Source organism: Methylobacterium sp. GC_Met_3 (assembly GCF_026540775.1).
GTDB lineage: Bacteria > Pseudomonadota > Alphaproteobacteria > Rhizobiales > Beijerinckiaceae > Methylobacterium.
On record NZ_JALNUL010000002.1, the window covers coordinates 96,906 to 111,619 of the forward strand.

The window sequence follows — 14,714 nt, forward strand, 5'->3', positions numbered from 1 at the left end:
TCCTCCCCCTTTTGGGGAGGGGCCAGGGGTGAGGGTGGCTCAGGATGAGGCGCAATGGTGCCGCCTGCGCCACCCCCCACCTCCAACTTCTCCCCGCAAGGAGGCGGAGAGCGTGTCGGCGCGATTGTGTGGACTTCGTAGCCCGCAGTGAATTTTCAGGAAGCGCGCGCGGGCTGTCCGGCCGTTCAGAATACGCTCTTCACCGCGTCGCCGATGGCGTCGACGCTTTCCTTCAGCTTGCGTCCGGCGGGCGCCAGCGACGGCAGCTTGATCCCGAGCACTTCCGTTTCTTCCGATTCCGCGGGCTCCGCCTGTGCAACGGCGGTGGGAGCCGTACGCTTGGCCTTCTCGGCGGTCTTCGTCGGCGGTGTCGGCTTCGTGGCGACGACCTTGGGCGTCGGTTTCGCGGCCTTCTCCGCCGGTGCGGACGCCGCGACCGGCTTCGGGGCCGGCTCGGTCAGCACGCGGGCGCGTACCGTCTCGGATGCGCGCGGCGTCTGGAGCGCAGCCGTGCGGCTCGGCGGAAGCGGCACGACCTGACGGCTCGCGGCGAGCGGCGAGACCTGTGTCGGGGTCGGGATGCGCCGGGTCGGGGGAACGGATGCGTCGGCGGCTTTGGCGGTGGGCGCAACCGGCGCCTTGCTGGGTGCTGCCGCAGGGGTAAACGTGTCGGGCAAGGATGCCATGCGCGGGGCCTGAGCGACCGGTTCGGCCGGCTTCGCTTCAGGGGGCGCCGACGCGACGGTTCCGGCAAGGGCCGGAAGCCCGTCTTTCAAATCGGGCCAGTCCTGGGCCCGGCCTGGCGCGGCGGTGAACTTCATCGGGGGGGGCGATGCGAGCCCGGCCATCAGCGTCGAGGCGGCGACCCCGAAGCCGCCGAGCACGCCGATCCCGGCCAGCCCGAACAGGACGATGCGCAGGTCGAGCGCACGGCGCGGTGGCGCTGCCGGATTCCGATTGTCTCGGGTGTCTGAGGGGTCCAGAGCGAGGTCGATCATGGTCCGGGGTCTCTGACACGAGGCACGACGCGCGCGACCAGCCCCCCCATGACCGATCGCCTTCCTCCGGCGAGCCGGAGGCGGTTCAACTCGGCTGCCAGTAGAGGAGCCGCAATACGGCGCAAAGATGTCGGTCCGAATTCTGGGCGGGGCCAGTCTATCCACGTTCCACAAGATATGCAGCTACGGCTTAACGATCCGTCATCGACCGGCACATTGAAGACGCCCGGATCGACCGCCGCCGCATGGACTTCGCCCGCGTGCCCGCTATGGGTCTCGGCGTGGATGCACGACCTACAAATCTCCCGATGGCCGCGGCTGCCGCAAGCCGGGCCGGGCGCTGGCCCTGGTCGACGTGGTCGACCCGGGCGCGGCTCATCGCCGTGGTGCTGTTCATCGACGCCCTGGCGGCCCTGATCTCGTGTGGCGTGATCGTGCTCAACGCCCGGACGGCGGTGCGGGTGGAGACCCGGGCCTCGCTCGCGACCGTGGAATCGCTGGTCGCCGACACGATCCGCCTCTCCGAGACGACCCCACCCGAAAGCCTGCTCCAGACCCTCGACCTGCGCTTCAAGGTGCTGCGGCACGTCCGCGTCGCGGTCCTCGACGATGCCGGTGCGCGCGTCGGCAGCGCGGTCCCGACCCATCGGACCGTACGGGAAGCACCGGGCTGGTTCGCCGACCTGATCATGCCGCCGATCGAGCGCCACACCCTTCCGATCACGGCGAAGGGGCAGCAACTCGGCTCGGCGCAGATCACCACCCAGCCCCTCGACGAGATCGACGAGATCTGGGGCTACGCGCGGGCGCTCTCGCTGACCACGGCGGCGATCAACGTCGCCATGCTGATGGCGCTCTACGTCGCTCTCGGCCGCATCCTGGCGCCGCTGCGGCGGCTCGGCGTCGGCCTGACGCAGCTAGAGCACCACGATTACACCGCCCGCCTCGCGCCCCCCGGCGCCCAGGAACTCGCGGTCATCGCCGAGCGGTTCAACAAGGTGGCGGCGGCTTTGGGCGAGGTCCGCGCCGCCAACGGGCGCCTCAACCGGCAATTGCTAACCGCGCAGGACGACGAGCGCCGCCGCACCGCCCTGGAACTCCACGACGAGTTCGGCCCGTGCCTGTTCGCGCTGGAGGCGAATGCGGCCTCGATCGCCCGGATCGCCTCGGGTCCGACCGAACCGAGCCGCGAGAAGCTTACCGCGCGGGCGGCCGAGATCAGCGCCATCGTCGGGCAGGTCCAGACCGTCAACAGGGAGTTGCTGAACCGTCTGCGGCCGCACGGTCTCGGGCAGGCGCCGCTCGCCACCTGCCTCGATCTGCTCCTGCGCGGCTTCGCCCAGCGCCATCCCGGCCTCGACTTCGTCGGCCGGTTCGATGGGTTGGCGCGCGGCTACGGCGACCTCGTGGATCTCACCGTGTTCCGCTGCGTGCAGGAGAGCGCCACCAACGCCGTGCGGCATGGCGCCGCCACCCGGGTCGAGGCGGAGGCCATGGAATCCGGGAGCCACCTGACGGTGACGATCCGCGACAACGGCACCGGGCTTCCAGGCCCCGGCGCCCCGGCTGAGCCCGGCACCGGGCTGGGTCTTTCGGGGATGCGCGAGCGAGTCGAGGCCCTGGGCGGCTCCTTCGCCCTTGACAATGCCGGCCCCGGCGCAATCGTCCGGATCATGATCCCGGTCCCGCCGGACCGGGGCGACGAGAACAACGCGCAGAGCGCATGAACGCCATTACCTCCCAGATCGACATCGCCGCCACGCGCCTGCCGGTTCTCGTCATCGACGATCACCCGATCGTCCTGCAGGGCTGTCGCCGCGTGCTGGAGGATGCCGGCGTCGAGACCATCGCGGAGGCGACTTCGGTGGTCGCCGGCTACCGGATCTTCCACCGGCTCCGGCCGCCGGTGGTGATCTGCGACCTGACCTTCCAGGGCAGCGGCATGGCCGGTCTCGGCCTGATCCGCCGGATCCGCGCGGTGGCGCCGCAGACGCGGATCCTCGTGTTCAGCATGCACAACGATCCGGTGATCGTCGCCCGCGCCCTGGAGGCCGGGGCGCTCGGCTACGTCCTGAAGGATCACGCCTCGGCCGAGCTGTTCGAGGCCTTCGGCAAGGTGCGGATCGGCGAGGTCTATCTCGACCGGCGGCTGGCCACCGAAGTCGCGATGCTGCGGGCGGACGCCCGGCGCACGCCGGAATCGCAGCTGACCCCGCGCGAGCAGCAGATCCTGGCGCGCCTCGCCCAGGGGCGGTCCTACGGCGCGATCGCCACCGACCTGTCGGTGAGCTACAAAACCGTCACGAATGCCTGCTCGCAGATGCGCCAAAAGCTCGGCGTGCGAACACTGGCCGAGCTGATCCACGTCGCCGTCACGCACGCTCAGCGGCAGGGCTGACATGGCCGCTGCTGACATAGTCGAGCATTCCGGACAGGGGCCGTTCTCCGGGGAGGCCTGGGCGCGCAACGCCGTCGCCTACGAGACGATCCGGTCGATGCCGTTCAACGCGGAACTCGCCGCCGGCACGCTGCGGCAGGACAGGTTCCGCCACTACATCGTGCAGGATGCGCATTACCTTGTGGGTTTCGGCCGAGCGCTGAGCCTCGCCGCCGCGAAGGCACCGGATCCGGACGGGATCGTGCAGTTTTCGGCCGCCGCCCAGGAGGCCATCGTGGTGGAGCGCGCCCTGCACGGCGGCTTCTTTCGCGATTACGGCATCGGGCCCGAGACCTTCGCGGCCACGCCGCTGACGCCGGCCTGCGACCATTACGTGAACTACCTGCTCGCCACTGCGTATGCCGAGCCGTTCCCGGTGGTCTGCGCTGCCCTGCTGCCCTGCTTCTGGATCTACAAGGAAGTCGGCGACGACATCTTCGCCCGCGCCCAACCCGACAACCCCTATCGCGCCTGGATCGACACCTATGCGGGCGCGGAGTTCGCCGAGGCCGTCGCCGCGATGATCGCCGCCACCGACCGGGCGGCGGAGGACGTCACTGCCGGCCAGCGGGCACGCATGCACCACGCCTTCACCCAGGCCACGCGCCTCGAATGGATGTTCTGGGACAGCGCCTATCGCGACGCGGCTTGGCCGCTGTGACGCGCCTTTCGTGACCGGGCCGGCGGGCCCGCACCGCCGGGACCTCATCGCCGCCGCGGCTGCGGCGGCTGCCGCTTGGCCGCTCCTAACCCGGGCGGACGACGCTCCGGCGCCGATCCCGGACGATCGGCCGGTCCGGATCGCGATGCTGCTGTTCCCGGGCCTCACCGCGCTCGATCTCGTCGGCCCGCAGGAGCTGCTCGCGGGGTTGGCGCCCGGCAGCCTGCACTTCGTCGCCGAGGCCGCCGGTCCGGTGGCGAGCGATACCGGCCTGTCGCTGTTGGCGACCCACACCTTCGAGACCTGCCCGCGGGACCTCGACGTCCTGTTCGTGCCGGGCGGCGACGGAACGCCCGCGCAGATGCGCGACGCCCGGCTGCTCGCCTTCCTGCGGGATCGTGCCGAACGGGCCGCTTGGGTGACGAGCGTCTGCACCGGATCGCTGATCCTCGGCGCCGCCGGCCTGCTGCGGGGGTATCGCGCCACATCGCATTGGTGCGTGCGCGACGCGGTGCTGCCGCTCCTCGGCGCCGAGCCGGTGGCGGAGCGTGTCGTCATCGATCGCAATCGCATGACCGGTGCCGGAATTTCGGCGGGGCTCGACCTCGGGCTGGCGCTGGCCGCCCGTTTGCGCGGACCTGCCTACGCCCGCACGGCGCAGCTCGTGGCCGAATACGCCCCGGTCCCGCCGTTCCGGGCTGGCACACCCGCGGAGGCCGGGCCCGAGGTGGTTGGGGCGGCGGACGCGATCCTGGCGGATCTGGTCGCCAGGGCGACCGAGGCGGCGCGGCGCTAGGGCGCTCTGCGCCGAAGTGGACACCGGTTCGGCGCAAGTGAGCGCGTCATGACTCCAAGACCGGGGCGATGCAGCGCGGCCACGCCCGGCTTCCATCCGCGGTGCCGTGCTTGACGGCGGTCGGCCTCGGCCCGAACTGTGCGAGGCACGAACGATCGGTGCCCCCTTCGGAGCTCCCATGTCCCTCATCGCACGCCTGCGCGCCTACGCGGCCGAAGCCCTCGGCGTGGGTGCGCACGAAGCCGTGGACGACACGCATCTCGCCGCAACCGCGCTCCTCGTCCACGTGGCGCGGGTCGACGGGATCCTGGCGGACTCCGAGAGCGAGCGCCTGTCCCGCCTCGTGCAGGGCCATTACGCCGACGGTCCGGACGCGGCGCGGGCGCTGATCGAGCGCGCGGCCGCGATGGATGCGGAGACCCGCGACGTGGTGAGCCTCGTCGAGATGATCCCTCACGAGGCCAACAAGGCCGAGCGCCAGGAGCTTCTCGCGATGGCATGGTCGGTCGCGGCGGCGGACGGCCGGGTCGACGAGTTCGAGGAGGCCCTGGTGGAGCGGCTCGGTCGGCTGCTCGGCTTCGATGATGGCGCCATCGCGACGGCGCGCCGGACCGGCCAGCAGCAGGCCGGGCTGGCGTAAGGGGCAGCTGGGCGATGATCGCGAGCTTGGCGCTCATTCTTCTGGCCCAGCTCGTCGGCGAGGCGATCGCCCGCGGTGCCCACGTGCCGATCCCTGGACCCGTAATCGGCATGGGGTTGATGTTCGGCTTCCTGCTGCTGCGCGACAATCCGCGGTTCGGTTTGCCCCGCTTTCTCCCGAAGCCGCTGACCGACGGCACCCTCGAGACCACCGCGCGGGGGCTCCTGATGAACCTGTCGCTGATGTTCGTTCCGGCGGGCGTCGGCGTCGTGGGCCGCCTCGACTTGCTGCGGGCGCAGGGCGTCAAGCTCGCTATCGTGCTGGTGGTGTCGACGGCGCTCTCGCTGCTCGTGACCGTGCTGGTGTTCCGTGCGGTGGCGGCCCGGGTGGAGGGGCCGGGGCGCGATGGGGAGTCCTGACGCGTGAGCGGCGATTTCTCCCTCTGGGTCTACCTCGCCAAGACGCCGCTGCTGTGGCTGACCGTGACGCTGACCGCCTACGTCCTGGCGGACCGGATCGCCGCCGCGACCGGCCGGCATCCGATCGCCAATCCGGTGCTGATCACGGTGACGCTGGTCGGCGGCGTGCTGGCCCTGAGCGGCACGGCCTATCCGGTCTATTTCGAGGGCGCGCAGTTCGTGCACTTCCTGCTCGGACCCGCGACCGTCGTGCTGGCGATGCCGCTCTATGAGCGGCGGGCCACCGTGAAGCGGGCGCTGGTGCCAATGCTCACGGCGCTCGCCGCGGGGGCGGCGACGACGCTGGCGGTGGTGATCGCGCTGGCCCGGCTGCTCGACATCCCGCAGCCGGTTCTCGTCTCGCTCGCCCCGAAATCGGTGACCTCCGGCGTCGCCATGGGCATCGCGGAGGCGCTCGGCGGCGACCCGACGCTGACCGCGATCCTGGTGATCCTCACCGGCATCATCGGGGCGATCCTCGTCACGCCGATGATGAACGCGCTGAAGATCCACGACATGCGCGCCCGGGGCTTCGCGGCTGGCCTCGCCGCCCACGGCATCGGCACCGCACGCGCCTTCCAGGTAAGCGAAGTGGCCGGCACCTTCGCGGGCATTGCTATGGGGCTCAACGCCTTCCTGACGGCGATCCTGGCGCCGCTGGCGCTGCACCTGCTGTTCTGAGCCGCGTTCGCGGATCGGGCGGCCGGCTTCGTGCGGGTGACGTGCGATCCACGCGGCTGCCGACTGGAAGCGTACCTCCCGTCCTGTCCGGAGCATCCTGGCACGCCCAGCCTCGACACCTCGCCCGCTGGGGCTGAGCGGCACGCCCGGCGACATCGACGCCGTCCCCGATAGGCGCGCATGCTGGATTGGCGTTGACGGCCTTTACATATTTTAGGTAGAGTGATTCATAAATTAATTCGCGCTCTAGTTGTGTCGAGTGTTCGACTGTTCAGACTCTCAAGGTCGGTCGACGTCGCAACGCGAATATAAACCCCCGTCGAATTCCGACGGTACGGAGGAGGCGGCCATGCGGATCACCCCGCCCAGTGTCGAGATCGCCGCGCGGATCACGAGCGCTTACGTCACGCGCAACAGCGTCCCGGCCGATATTCTGCCGGATCTACTGACCACGGTACACGGCGCGGTTGTGGGTCTGGACCGCCCGTCGCAAGCGCCGACCAGACGCGCGACCGAAGCGCAGATCCGGGCGTCGATCCGGCCCGACGCGATCGTCAGTTTCGAGGATGGAAAACCCTACAAGACCCTGCGACGGCATCTGACCCTCCGCGGGCTGACGCCCGAAGCCTACAGGGCCAAGTGGGGCCTGCCGGTCGATTACCCGCTGGTGTCGGCGATCTACAGCGCCCGTCGTTCGGACATCTCGCGCCAGATCGGGGCCGATCAGCGGCTCCGGATGAGGACGGCGGCCGAGTAGGGGGCACCGTCGGATCACGCGCTGCCGTTCAGTCCGGCGCCGAAGCTGTGGCGACGTCCTGGATCAGCAGGGCCACGAGCCCGGACCAGCCGGTCTGATGGGAGGCGCCCACGCCCCGGCCGGTGTCGCCGTCATAATATTCATAGAACAGCACGAGGTCGCGGAAATGCGGATCGTCCTGCTCGATCCGGCTTTCTCCGTAGACCGGCCTGTGCCCGTCAGAATCCCGGGTCGAGAGGGCGATCAGGCGACGTGACAGGTCGAGGGCGATCTCGCGCAGGGAGGAGGTTCCCCCCGCGCCGGTCGGTGCCTCGACCCGGAAATCCGGGCCGTAATAGTCGTGGAACCGGTTCAGGGCGGTGATCAACAGGTAGTTGACCGGCATCCAGACTGGCCCGCGCCAGTTCGAATTGCCGCCGAACAGGCGCGAGCGCGACTCCGCGGGTTCGTAGGCGAGACCGAGATCCCGCCCGTCCCAGGCGAAGCAGAAGGGCCGATCCGCATAGACGCGCGACACCCCGCGCAGGCCATGATCGGATAGGAACTCCGCCGGATCGAGGGCGCGGTGCAGCAGCGCCTTCAGCCGATGTCCGCGCAGCAGCGACAGCAGCGCGGTCTGGCCCTGGCCCGGCTCGTTCCAGCGCGACACCAGGGAGGCAAGGTCCGGGCGGTTCTTCAGGAAGAACAGCATCCGGTTGCGCAAAGCGGGCAGCTTCTCGAGGTCGCATTCGTTGATCGTGGCCACCGCGAAGATCGGGATCAGGCCCACCAGGGTCCGCACCCGGATCGGCAGCCGCGCGCCGTCGCGGGTCTCGATCACGTCGTAGAAGAAGCCGTCTTCCTCGTCCCAGACGCCGTCGCCCGTGGCCGCGGCGATCAGGAGGAAATGCTCGAAGAACTTTTCTGCCATGTCCTCGTAGGTCGGGTCCTGGAGCGCCAGCTCGATGGCGATGCGCATCAGGGCCAGCGCGTAGGCGGCCATCCAGGCGGTGGCGTCGGACTGTGTGAGGGTGGCGCCGTCGCCCACTGGCTTCGACCGGTCGAAGATCCCGATATTGTCGAGCCCGAGGAAGCCGCCCTGGAACAGGTTGCGGTCGTCGGCATCCTTGCGGTTGACCCACCACGTGAAGTTCAGGGTCAACTTGTTGAAGATCCGCTTGAGGAAGGCGTGGTCCGCGGTGCCTGCGAGCGCCCGGTCCAGCTCGAACACCCGCCAGGCGGCCAGCGCGTGGATCGGAGGGTTGGCGTCCCCGAACCCCCATTCGTAGGCCGGCAGCGCCGCGTTCGGATGAGCGTAGGCCTCGTCGACGAGGAGCAGCAGCTGGTTCTTCGCGAAGTCCGGGTCGATCAGCGCGAAGACGATCGCCTGGAGGGCGAGGTCCCAAGAGGCGAACCAGGGATATTCCCAGGCATCCGGCATCGAGATGATGTCGTTGGCGCGCAGATGCGCCCAGTCCTCGTTGCGCCCGTTCCGGCGCGCAGGGGAGGGGACGGGCTGTGCAGGGTCGCCCGCCAGCCACTCGCGCACATCGTAATGATAGAGCTGCTTCGACCACAGCATGCCGGCCAGCGCCTGCCGCTGGACGCGGCGCATCTCGGGATCGGCGATCGGGGCCTGCAGGGCGGCATAGAAGCTATCCGCCTCGGATTCACGCTGGGCGAAGACCGTGTCGAAATCCGCGAAGGGCTCCCCCGGGGCGGTCTCGGCGCGCAGGCGCAGGCGTAAGATACGGCTCTCGCCGGGGCCAAGATGGAGCACGTAGCGGGCGGCGCATTTGGTGCCGGACAGGTGATTGACGGCCGCCCGATCGCCGCCGACCACGCATCGGTCGATCCCATCCTTGTAGAAGCCATCCGCGGGCCCGGCGCCGAACAGGCGACGCGTGTTGGTCTCGTTCTCGGTGAACAGCAGCTCGGCGGCATCCTCGGCGAAGAAGCGCATCGGCGGCATATCGGGATGGCGTACCCAGACCGATCCGTCGGATCCCGCCATCAGCTCAGGCTTCGGCGAACCCTCTTTCCACGACCATGTGTTGCGGGCCCAGAGCTGCGGCAGCAGCGTCAGATCGGCGGGGTCCGGCCCCCGGTTGGTGGCGGTGACCCGCATTAGGATGTCGTCGGGCGCCGCCTTGGCGTAGGCCACTTCGAGATCGAAGTAGCGGCCTGCTTCGAAGACGCCGGTGTCGAGCAGCTCGAATTCGGGATCGTCGAGGCCGCGGCGCCCGTTTTCCGCGACGAGCCGTTCATACGGGAATTCGGCCTGCGGATATTTGTAGAGCATCCGCATGAAGGCGTGTGTCGGAGTGCCGTCGAGGTAGTAGTAGAGTTCCTTGACGTCCTCGCCGTGGTTGCCCTCCTGGTTGGTCAGTCCGAACAGCCGCTCCTTCAGGATCGGATCGCGGCCGTTCCACAGGGCCAGCGACAGGCACCAGTTGAGGTGCCGGTCACCGAACCCGCCGATCCCGTCCTCACCCCAGCGATAGGCGCGGGACCGGGCATGGTCGTGGGGCAGGTAATCCCAGGCCTCACCGTCCGGGCTGTAATCCTCCCGGACCGTGCCCCATTGCCGGTCGCTGAGATACGGCCCCCAGTGGCGCCACGCCGGATCGCTGCGCGCTGCGACCAGCCGGAGGCCTTCTTCGGTCTCGAAGAGGCGCGGCCTCATGCCGTCGGGCTTGGTCATCGGCATACTGTTCCGCATCCGGCGTTCGCACGCTGAATAGGGCCACGCGGCCGGCGACGAAAGTCAACGGCTCTGCCGAGATTGCCTCAATGCTCCGTCGTGAGGCGAATACCGTCCGGATCCGCCACCGCGCGGAGCCGGCGGTAATCGGCGATCGCCGGATGCCCGGCCGGCGCCGGTTCGTGATGGGTCGCCGTCACCACCACCAAGGATGCGCCCGCCGCCTCGGCGGCGCGGATCCCGGCCGGCGCGTCCTCGAACACGCAGCACTCCGCCGCGGCGATTACAAGTCGGCGCGCGGCCAGCAGGAAGCAGTCCGGCGCGGGCTTGCCCTGGGCCACATCTTCGGCTGCGATCATCAGGGTGGGTGTTGGCATGTCGGCCGCTTCGAGTCGGCGCCGGGCCAGGGCTCGCGGCGCCGAGGTCACGATCGCCCAGCGATCCGGCGGTAGCGTCGCCAAGAAGGCGCGCGCCCCCGGGATCTCGGTGACGTCGCCGACATCCTCCATCTCGGCCCGCGTGATCGCAGCGGCCTCCACATCCGGGTCGACACCCGGCAGGTTGAGGCGGCGGATCGTCTCCACGGAACGCACGCCGTGGATCGTCGGCAGGAACGTGGCCACGTCGAGCCCGCGCGCTGCAGCCCAGCGCGACCATGTCCGCTCCGCCGAGGCGATCGAGCTGATGAGCGTGCCGTCCATGTCGAACAGCAGCGCGGCGAAACGGCGCGTCGGGAGCGTAATGGTCATGGCGGAGCGCTAGCGGCGGGCCGCCACGGCAGCAACCAGGGTGCGCGCAGGGGAGCCGAGCGCCGCCCGCTTCACGGGCCGCCGGCTTTGGTGTAGCGCGGGTGCAACCCCGGGCTCCAGATGCCCGCAACCGCGAACCCTGCCGACCCATGCCGAGCCGCATCGACGCCACCTTCGCCCGCGCCCGCGCGGAGAACCGGGCCGTCCTCGTCACCTACGTGATGGCGGGCGACCCCGATCCCGAGACCTCCCTGGAGGTCCTGAAGGCCCTGCCGGGTGCCGGATCCGACATCCTGGAATTCGGCCTGCCCTTCACCGACCCGATGGCGGACGGCCCGGCCATCCAGGCGGCCGGCCTGCGGGCGCTCAAAGCCGGACAAACCGTCGCCGGCACGCTGGACCTCGTGCGCCGCTTCCGGGCGGAGAACGACGCCACGCCGATCGTGCTGATGGGCTATTACAATCCAATCCACACCTACGGCGTCGACCGGTTCCTGGAGGACGCGGTGGCGGCCGGAATCGACGGGCTGATCGTGGTCGATCTGCCGCCGGAGGAGGATTCCGAGCTGTGCCTGCCGGCACTCGCCAAAGGGCTGGCCTTCATCCGGCTCGCGACGCCGACCACCGACGAGCGGCGCTTGCCGGCGGTGCTCGCGAACACGGCGGGCTTCGTCTATTACGTGTCGATCACCGGCATCACCGGCACCGCGACGCCGGATTTCGGCAAGGTCTCGGAGGCGGTGGGCCGCATCCGCCGCCACACCGATTTGCCGGTCGTGGTCGGCTTCGGTGTGAAGACCGGCGCGCATGCGACGGCGATCGCGAAGGGTGCGGACGGTGTCGTGGTCGGTTCGGCCCTGGTGGACGCGCTGGTGCGCTCGCTCGACGCCGAGGGCCGTCCCCAGGCGGGCAGTGTCCCGGCGGTGGCGGGGCTGGTGCGCGAACTGGCCGAGGGCGTGCGCGCCGCTTCGGTGGAGCGGGCGGCCTGAGGGTCATCCATGCCGACCCTGGCGGTGAAGCGCCGGCCACCTGATATTGTCGCGGGCTCGAAGCGGACGGACGCGAGGCGATGGTCGAACCGATGAACTGGATCTCGGAGGTGGTGCGCCCCCGGATCAAGACCCTATTCAAGCGCGAAACGCCCGAGAATCTCTGGGTCAAATGCCCGGATACGGGCCAGATGGTATTCCACAAGGAGGTGGAGGCCAATAACTGGGTGATCCCCGGCTCGGAGCATCATCTCAAGATGAGCGCCCAGGCGCGCCTCAAGATGATGTTCGACGAGGGCACGTGGATCGACGTGGCGCTGCCCGAGGCGCCGATCGACCCGCTCAAGTTCCGCGACGAGAAGCGCTACGTCGACCGGCTCAAGGAGGCGCGCGCCAAGACCGGTCTGCAGGACGCGTTCAAGATCGGCTTCGGCAGGGTCGGCGGCCTCCCGATGGTGCTGGCCGCGCAGGAATTCGGCTTCATGGCCGGCTCCCTCGGCATGGCGGCGGGCGAGGCCTTCGTGCGCGGCGCCGAGACGGCGCTGGAGAAGCGCACGCCCTACGTGCTGTTCGCGGCCTCGGGCGGGGCGCGGATGCAGGAGGGCATCCTGTCGCTGATGCAGATGCCGCGTACGACCGTGGCGGTCCGCCGGCTCAATGCGGCACGGCTACCCTACATCGTGGTTCTGACCAACCCGACCACCGGCGGCGTCACGGCCTCCTACGCCATGCTGGGTGACGTGCACCTCGCCGAGCCGGGGGCGCTGATCTGCTTCGCCGGTCCCCGGGTGATCGAGCAGACCATCCGCGAGAAGCTGCCGGACGGATTCCAGCGGGCGGAATACCTGCGTGAGCACGGCATGGTCGATCAGGTCGTCCACCGCCACCAGCTCAAGGAGACGATCACCCGCCTCTGCGGCCTCCTGACCAACGTCGCCGCGCCGGCGACCCCGGTCACGGCCGACGAGGCGGCGTAAAGCCCGCGCGATGGCCTCATCCGATGCCCTGATGGCGCGATTCCTCGCGCTGCACCCCCGCACCATCGACCTGTCGCTTGGCCGGATTGAGCGGCTGCTCGCCCAGCTCAACCATCCGGAGCGGCGCCTGCCGCCGGTGATCCATGTCGCCGGCACCAACGGCAAGGGCTCGACCATCGCGTTCATGCGCGCGATCCTCGAAGCGGGCGGGCTGGCCGCGCATGTCTACACCTCGCCACATCTCGTGCGCTTCCACGAGCGGATCCGGATCGGCGGGATCGGGGGTGGACATTTCGTGGACGAGGATCGGCTGGCGGACGCGTTCGCGCGCTGCGAGAGCGCCAATGCCGGCGCGCCGATCACCATGTTCGAGATCACCACGGCGGCGGCCCTGGTGCTGTTCTCGGAGAGCCCGGCCGATGTCCTGTTGCTGGAGGTGGGGCTCGGCGGGCGGCTCGACGCAACCAACGTGATCGCGCAGCCCGCCTGCGCGGTGGTGACGCCGATCGGCCGCGACCATGCGGAGTATCTCGGCGACACGGTGGAATCGGTAGCGACCGAGAAGGCCGGGATCTTCAAGCGCGGCTGCCCGGCGGTGATCGCCGCCCAGGACTACGCCGAGGCCGACGCGGTGCTGTGCCGGCGCGCCGAAGAGATCGGGGCTGGGCCCATCTTCGTCGGCAACCAGGATTTTTCGGTCCACGAGGAGCGCGGCCGGCTCGTCTACCAGGACGAGACCGACCTGTTCGACCTGCCGCGCCCCCGCCTCGCCGGGCGCCACCAGCTGGTCAATGCCGGCACGGCGATCACGGCCCTGCGGGCGGCGGGCTTCGGCGACATCGGCAACACGGCCCTGGAGAAGGGCCTCACCGAGGTCGACTGGCCGGGCCGGCTGCAGCGCCTGGGTCGCGGGCGGCTGGCCGCGCAGCTCGATCCCGGCACCGAGCTGTGGCTCGATGGCGGCCACAACATCGACGGAGGCCGGATCCTCGCCGCCGCCATGGCGGATCTCGGCGAGAAGAGCGACGTCCCCCTGGTGCTGATCGTCGGGCTCCTCGGCACCAAGGACGCGGACGGTTTCCTGCGCAACTTCGTCGGACTGGCGCGCGCCCTCGTGGCGGTGCCGATCAGCGGCACGCTGGCGGCGCGTCCGGCCGAAGAAGTCGCCCGGATCGGTGAGGGCGTCGGCCTCTCGACCTACGCGGCGCCGAGCATCGAAGCGGCCCTGGCGATGGTCAAGGACATCGCCTTCGAGCGGCCACCGCGCATCCTGATCTGCGGCTCGCTTTACCTCGCCGGCTTAGTCCTGGCCGCCAACGACACCCCGCCGGTCTGAACGGCACGTTCTCGGCTCGTCCTGAGACCGGACAACCGTGCACCGGACCTCGGCGTGGGATCACAGACACCACATCCGGCCTCTGAACCAAGAAAGCCCGACCTTACGGCCGGGCTTTCCACGTCAAATCGGTGCTTTTTGATTAGGCGGTCTGGGCGCCGATCCAGCGCGACAGGTCGCCCTTCGGCGCGGCGCCAACCTTCTGGTCCACGCGCTCGCCGTTCTTGAACAGCAGCAGCGTCGGGATCGAGCGGATGCCGTACTGGGCGGCGATCTGCGGGTTCTCATCGACGTTGACCTTGGCGATCTTCACCTTGCCCTGCAGATCGGTGGCGATCTCCTCAAGGGCCGGGCCGATCTGGCGGCAGGGGCCGCACCACTCCGCCCAGAAATCCACCACGACGGGCTCGGCGGACTGAAGAACGTCCTGCTCGAAGCTCGCGTCGGTCACCTTCATGGTCGCCATAACGTCACCCTTCGGAAGTCGCCGCCAGAGGGGCGGTGTCGGACGGGCAGGGGCCCGCGCGCTTCGCTCAGAATTGGCGACGGGTC

Annotated in this window: 15 protein-coding genes; 11 read left to right on the forward strand and 4 right to left on the reverse strand. The window is 69.6% G+C overall.

Annotation, left to right across the window (positions count from 1 at the left end; genetic code table 11):
* Positions 1 to 185: 185 nt before the first annotated feature.
* Entirely contained in the window at positions 186 to 998 is an 813-nt protein-coding gene (locus OXS27_RS03790; RefSeq protein ID WP_267354347.1) for a hypothetical protein, read from the reverse strand.
* A gap of 308 nt (positions 999 to 1,306) precedes the next feature.
* On the opposite strand from OXS27_RS03790, the gene OXS27_RS03795 reads away from it, so the two are divergent.
* From OXS27_RS03795 to OXS27_RS03830, 8 genes are all read left to right on the forward strand, one after another.
* Positions 1,307 to 2,725: an ATP-binding protein gene (locus tag OXS27_RS03795; protein ID WP_267354348.1), complete on the forward strand. Its 1,419-nt coding sequence runs from the start codon at positions 1,307 to 1,309 to the stop codon at positions 2,723 to 2,725.
* Positions 2,722 to 3,396 carry a response regulator transcription factor gene (locus OXS27_RS03800; RefSeq protein ID WP_267354349.1) on the forward strand — a complete coding sequence of 225 codons (675 nt, stop codon included), beginning with the start codon at positions 2,722 to 2,724 and terminating at the stop codon, positions 3,394 to 3,396. The genes OXS27_RS03795 and OXS27_RS03800 overlap by 4 nt, the downstream gene beginning before the upstream one ends.
* Before the next feature lies 1 nt (position 3,397).
* A complete protein-coding gene (gene tenA / locus OXS27_RS03805) occupies positions 3,398 to 4,096 on the forward strand; it encodes a thiaminase II (RefSeq protein WP_267354350.1) in 699 nt (232 codons plus the stop codon).
* A 145-nt stretch (positions 4,097 to 4,241) separates the two neighbouring features.
* A complete protein-coding gene (locus OXS27_RS03810; RefSeq protein ID WP_267354786.1) occupies positions 4,242 to 4,892 on the forward strand; it encodes a DJ-1/PfpI family protein in 651 nt (216 codons plus the stop codon).
* Between the two features lie 178 nt (positions 4,893 to 5,070).
* Positions 5,071 to 5,532, forward strand: coding sequence for a TerB family tellurite resistance protein (locus tag OXS27_RS03815; RefSeq protein WP_267354351.1), 462 nt, complete (start codon positions 5,071 to 5,073; stop codon positions 5,530 to 5,532).
* A gap of 14 nt (positions 5,533 to 5,546) precedes the next feature.
* Positions 5,547 to 5,951: a CidA/LrgA family protein gene (locus tag OXS27_RS03820; protein ID WP_243925034.1), complete on the forward strand. Its 405-nt coding sequence runs from the start codon at positions 5,547 to 5,549 to the stop codon at positions 5,949 to 5,951.
* 3 nt (positions 5,952 to 5,954) lie between these two features.
* Positions 5,955 to 6,671, forward strand: a complete 717-nt coding sequence (locus OXS27_RS03825; protein WP_243925033.1) for an LrgB family protein — start codon at positions 5,955 to 5,957, stop codon at positions 6,669 to 6,671.
* A 349-nt stretch (positions 6,672 to 7,020) separates the two neighbouring features.
* Complete coding sequence (locus OXS27_RS03830) at positions 7,021 to 7,428, forward strand: MucR family transcriptional regulator (protein WP_243925032.1); 408 nt, start codon at positions 7,021 to 7,023, stop codon at positions 7,426 to 7,428.
* A 28-nt stretch (positions 7,429 to 7,456) separates the two neighbouring features.
* On the opposite strand, the gene OXS27_RS03835 is transcribed toward OXS27_RS03830, so the two are convergent.
* Both OXS27_RS03835 and OXS27_RS03840 read right to left on the reverse strand, forming a co-directional pair.
* Positions 7,457 to 10,111, reverse strand: a complete 2,655-nt coding sequence (locus OXS27_RS03835) for a glucosidase (RefSeq protein WP_267354352.1) — start codon at positions 10,109 to 10,111, stop codon at positions 7,457 to 7,459.
* A gap of 86 nt (positions 10,112 to 10,197) precedes the next feature.
* On the reverse strand, positions 10,198 to 10,860 hold the full coding sequence (locus OXS27_RS03840; protein WP_267354353.1) for an HAD-IA family hydrolase: 663 nt from the start codon (positions 10,858 to 10,860) through the stop codon (positions 10,198 to 10,200).
* Between the two features lie 149 nt (positions 10,861 to 11,009).
* Here OXS27_RS03840 and trpA point away from each other — a divergent pair, with 149 nt between their 5' ends.
* From trpA to OXS27_RS03855, 3 genes are all read left to right on the forward strand, one after another.
* Positions 11,010 to 11,849 carry a tryptophan synthase subunit alpha gene (gene trpA / locus OXS27_RS03845; protein ID WP_244004913.1) on the forward strand — a complete coding sequence of 280 codons (840 nt, stop codon included), beginning with the start codon at positions 11,010 to 11,012 and terminating at the stop codon, positions 11,847 to 11,849.
* An 80-nt stretch (positions 11,850 to 11,929) separates the two neighbouring features.
* A complete protein-coding gene (gene accD, locus OXS27_RS03850; RefSeq protein ID WP_243925028.1) occupies positions 11,930 to 12,826 on the forward strand; it encodes an acetyl-CoA carboxylase, carboxyltransferase subunit beta in 897 nt (298 codons plus the stop codon).
* A 10-nt stretch (positions 12,827 to 12,836) separates the two neighbouring features.
* A complete protein-coding gene (locus OXS27_RS03855; RefSeq protein ID WP_243925027.1) occupies positions 12,837 to 14,162 on the forward strand; it encodes a folylpolyglutamate synthase/dihydrofolate synthase family protein in 1,326 nt (441 codons plus the stop codon).
* Positions 14,163 to 14,304: 142 nt separating this feature from the next.
* On the opposite strand, the gene trxA is transcribed toward OXS27_RS03855, so the two are convergent.
* Positions 14,305 to 14,628 (reverse strand): thioredoxin, encoded by a 324-nt coding sequence (gene trxA, locus OXS27_RS03860; RefSeq protein WP_243925026.1) that lies wholly within the window; start codon positions 14,626 to 14,628, stop codon positions 14,305 to 14,307.
* Positions 14,629 to 14,714 lie beyond the last annotated feature (86 nt).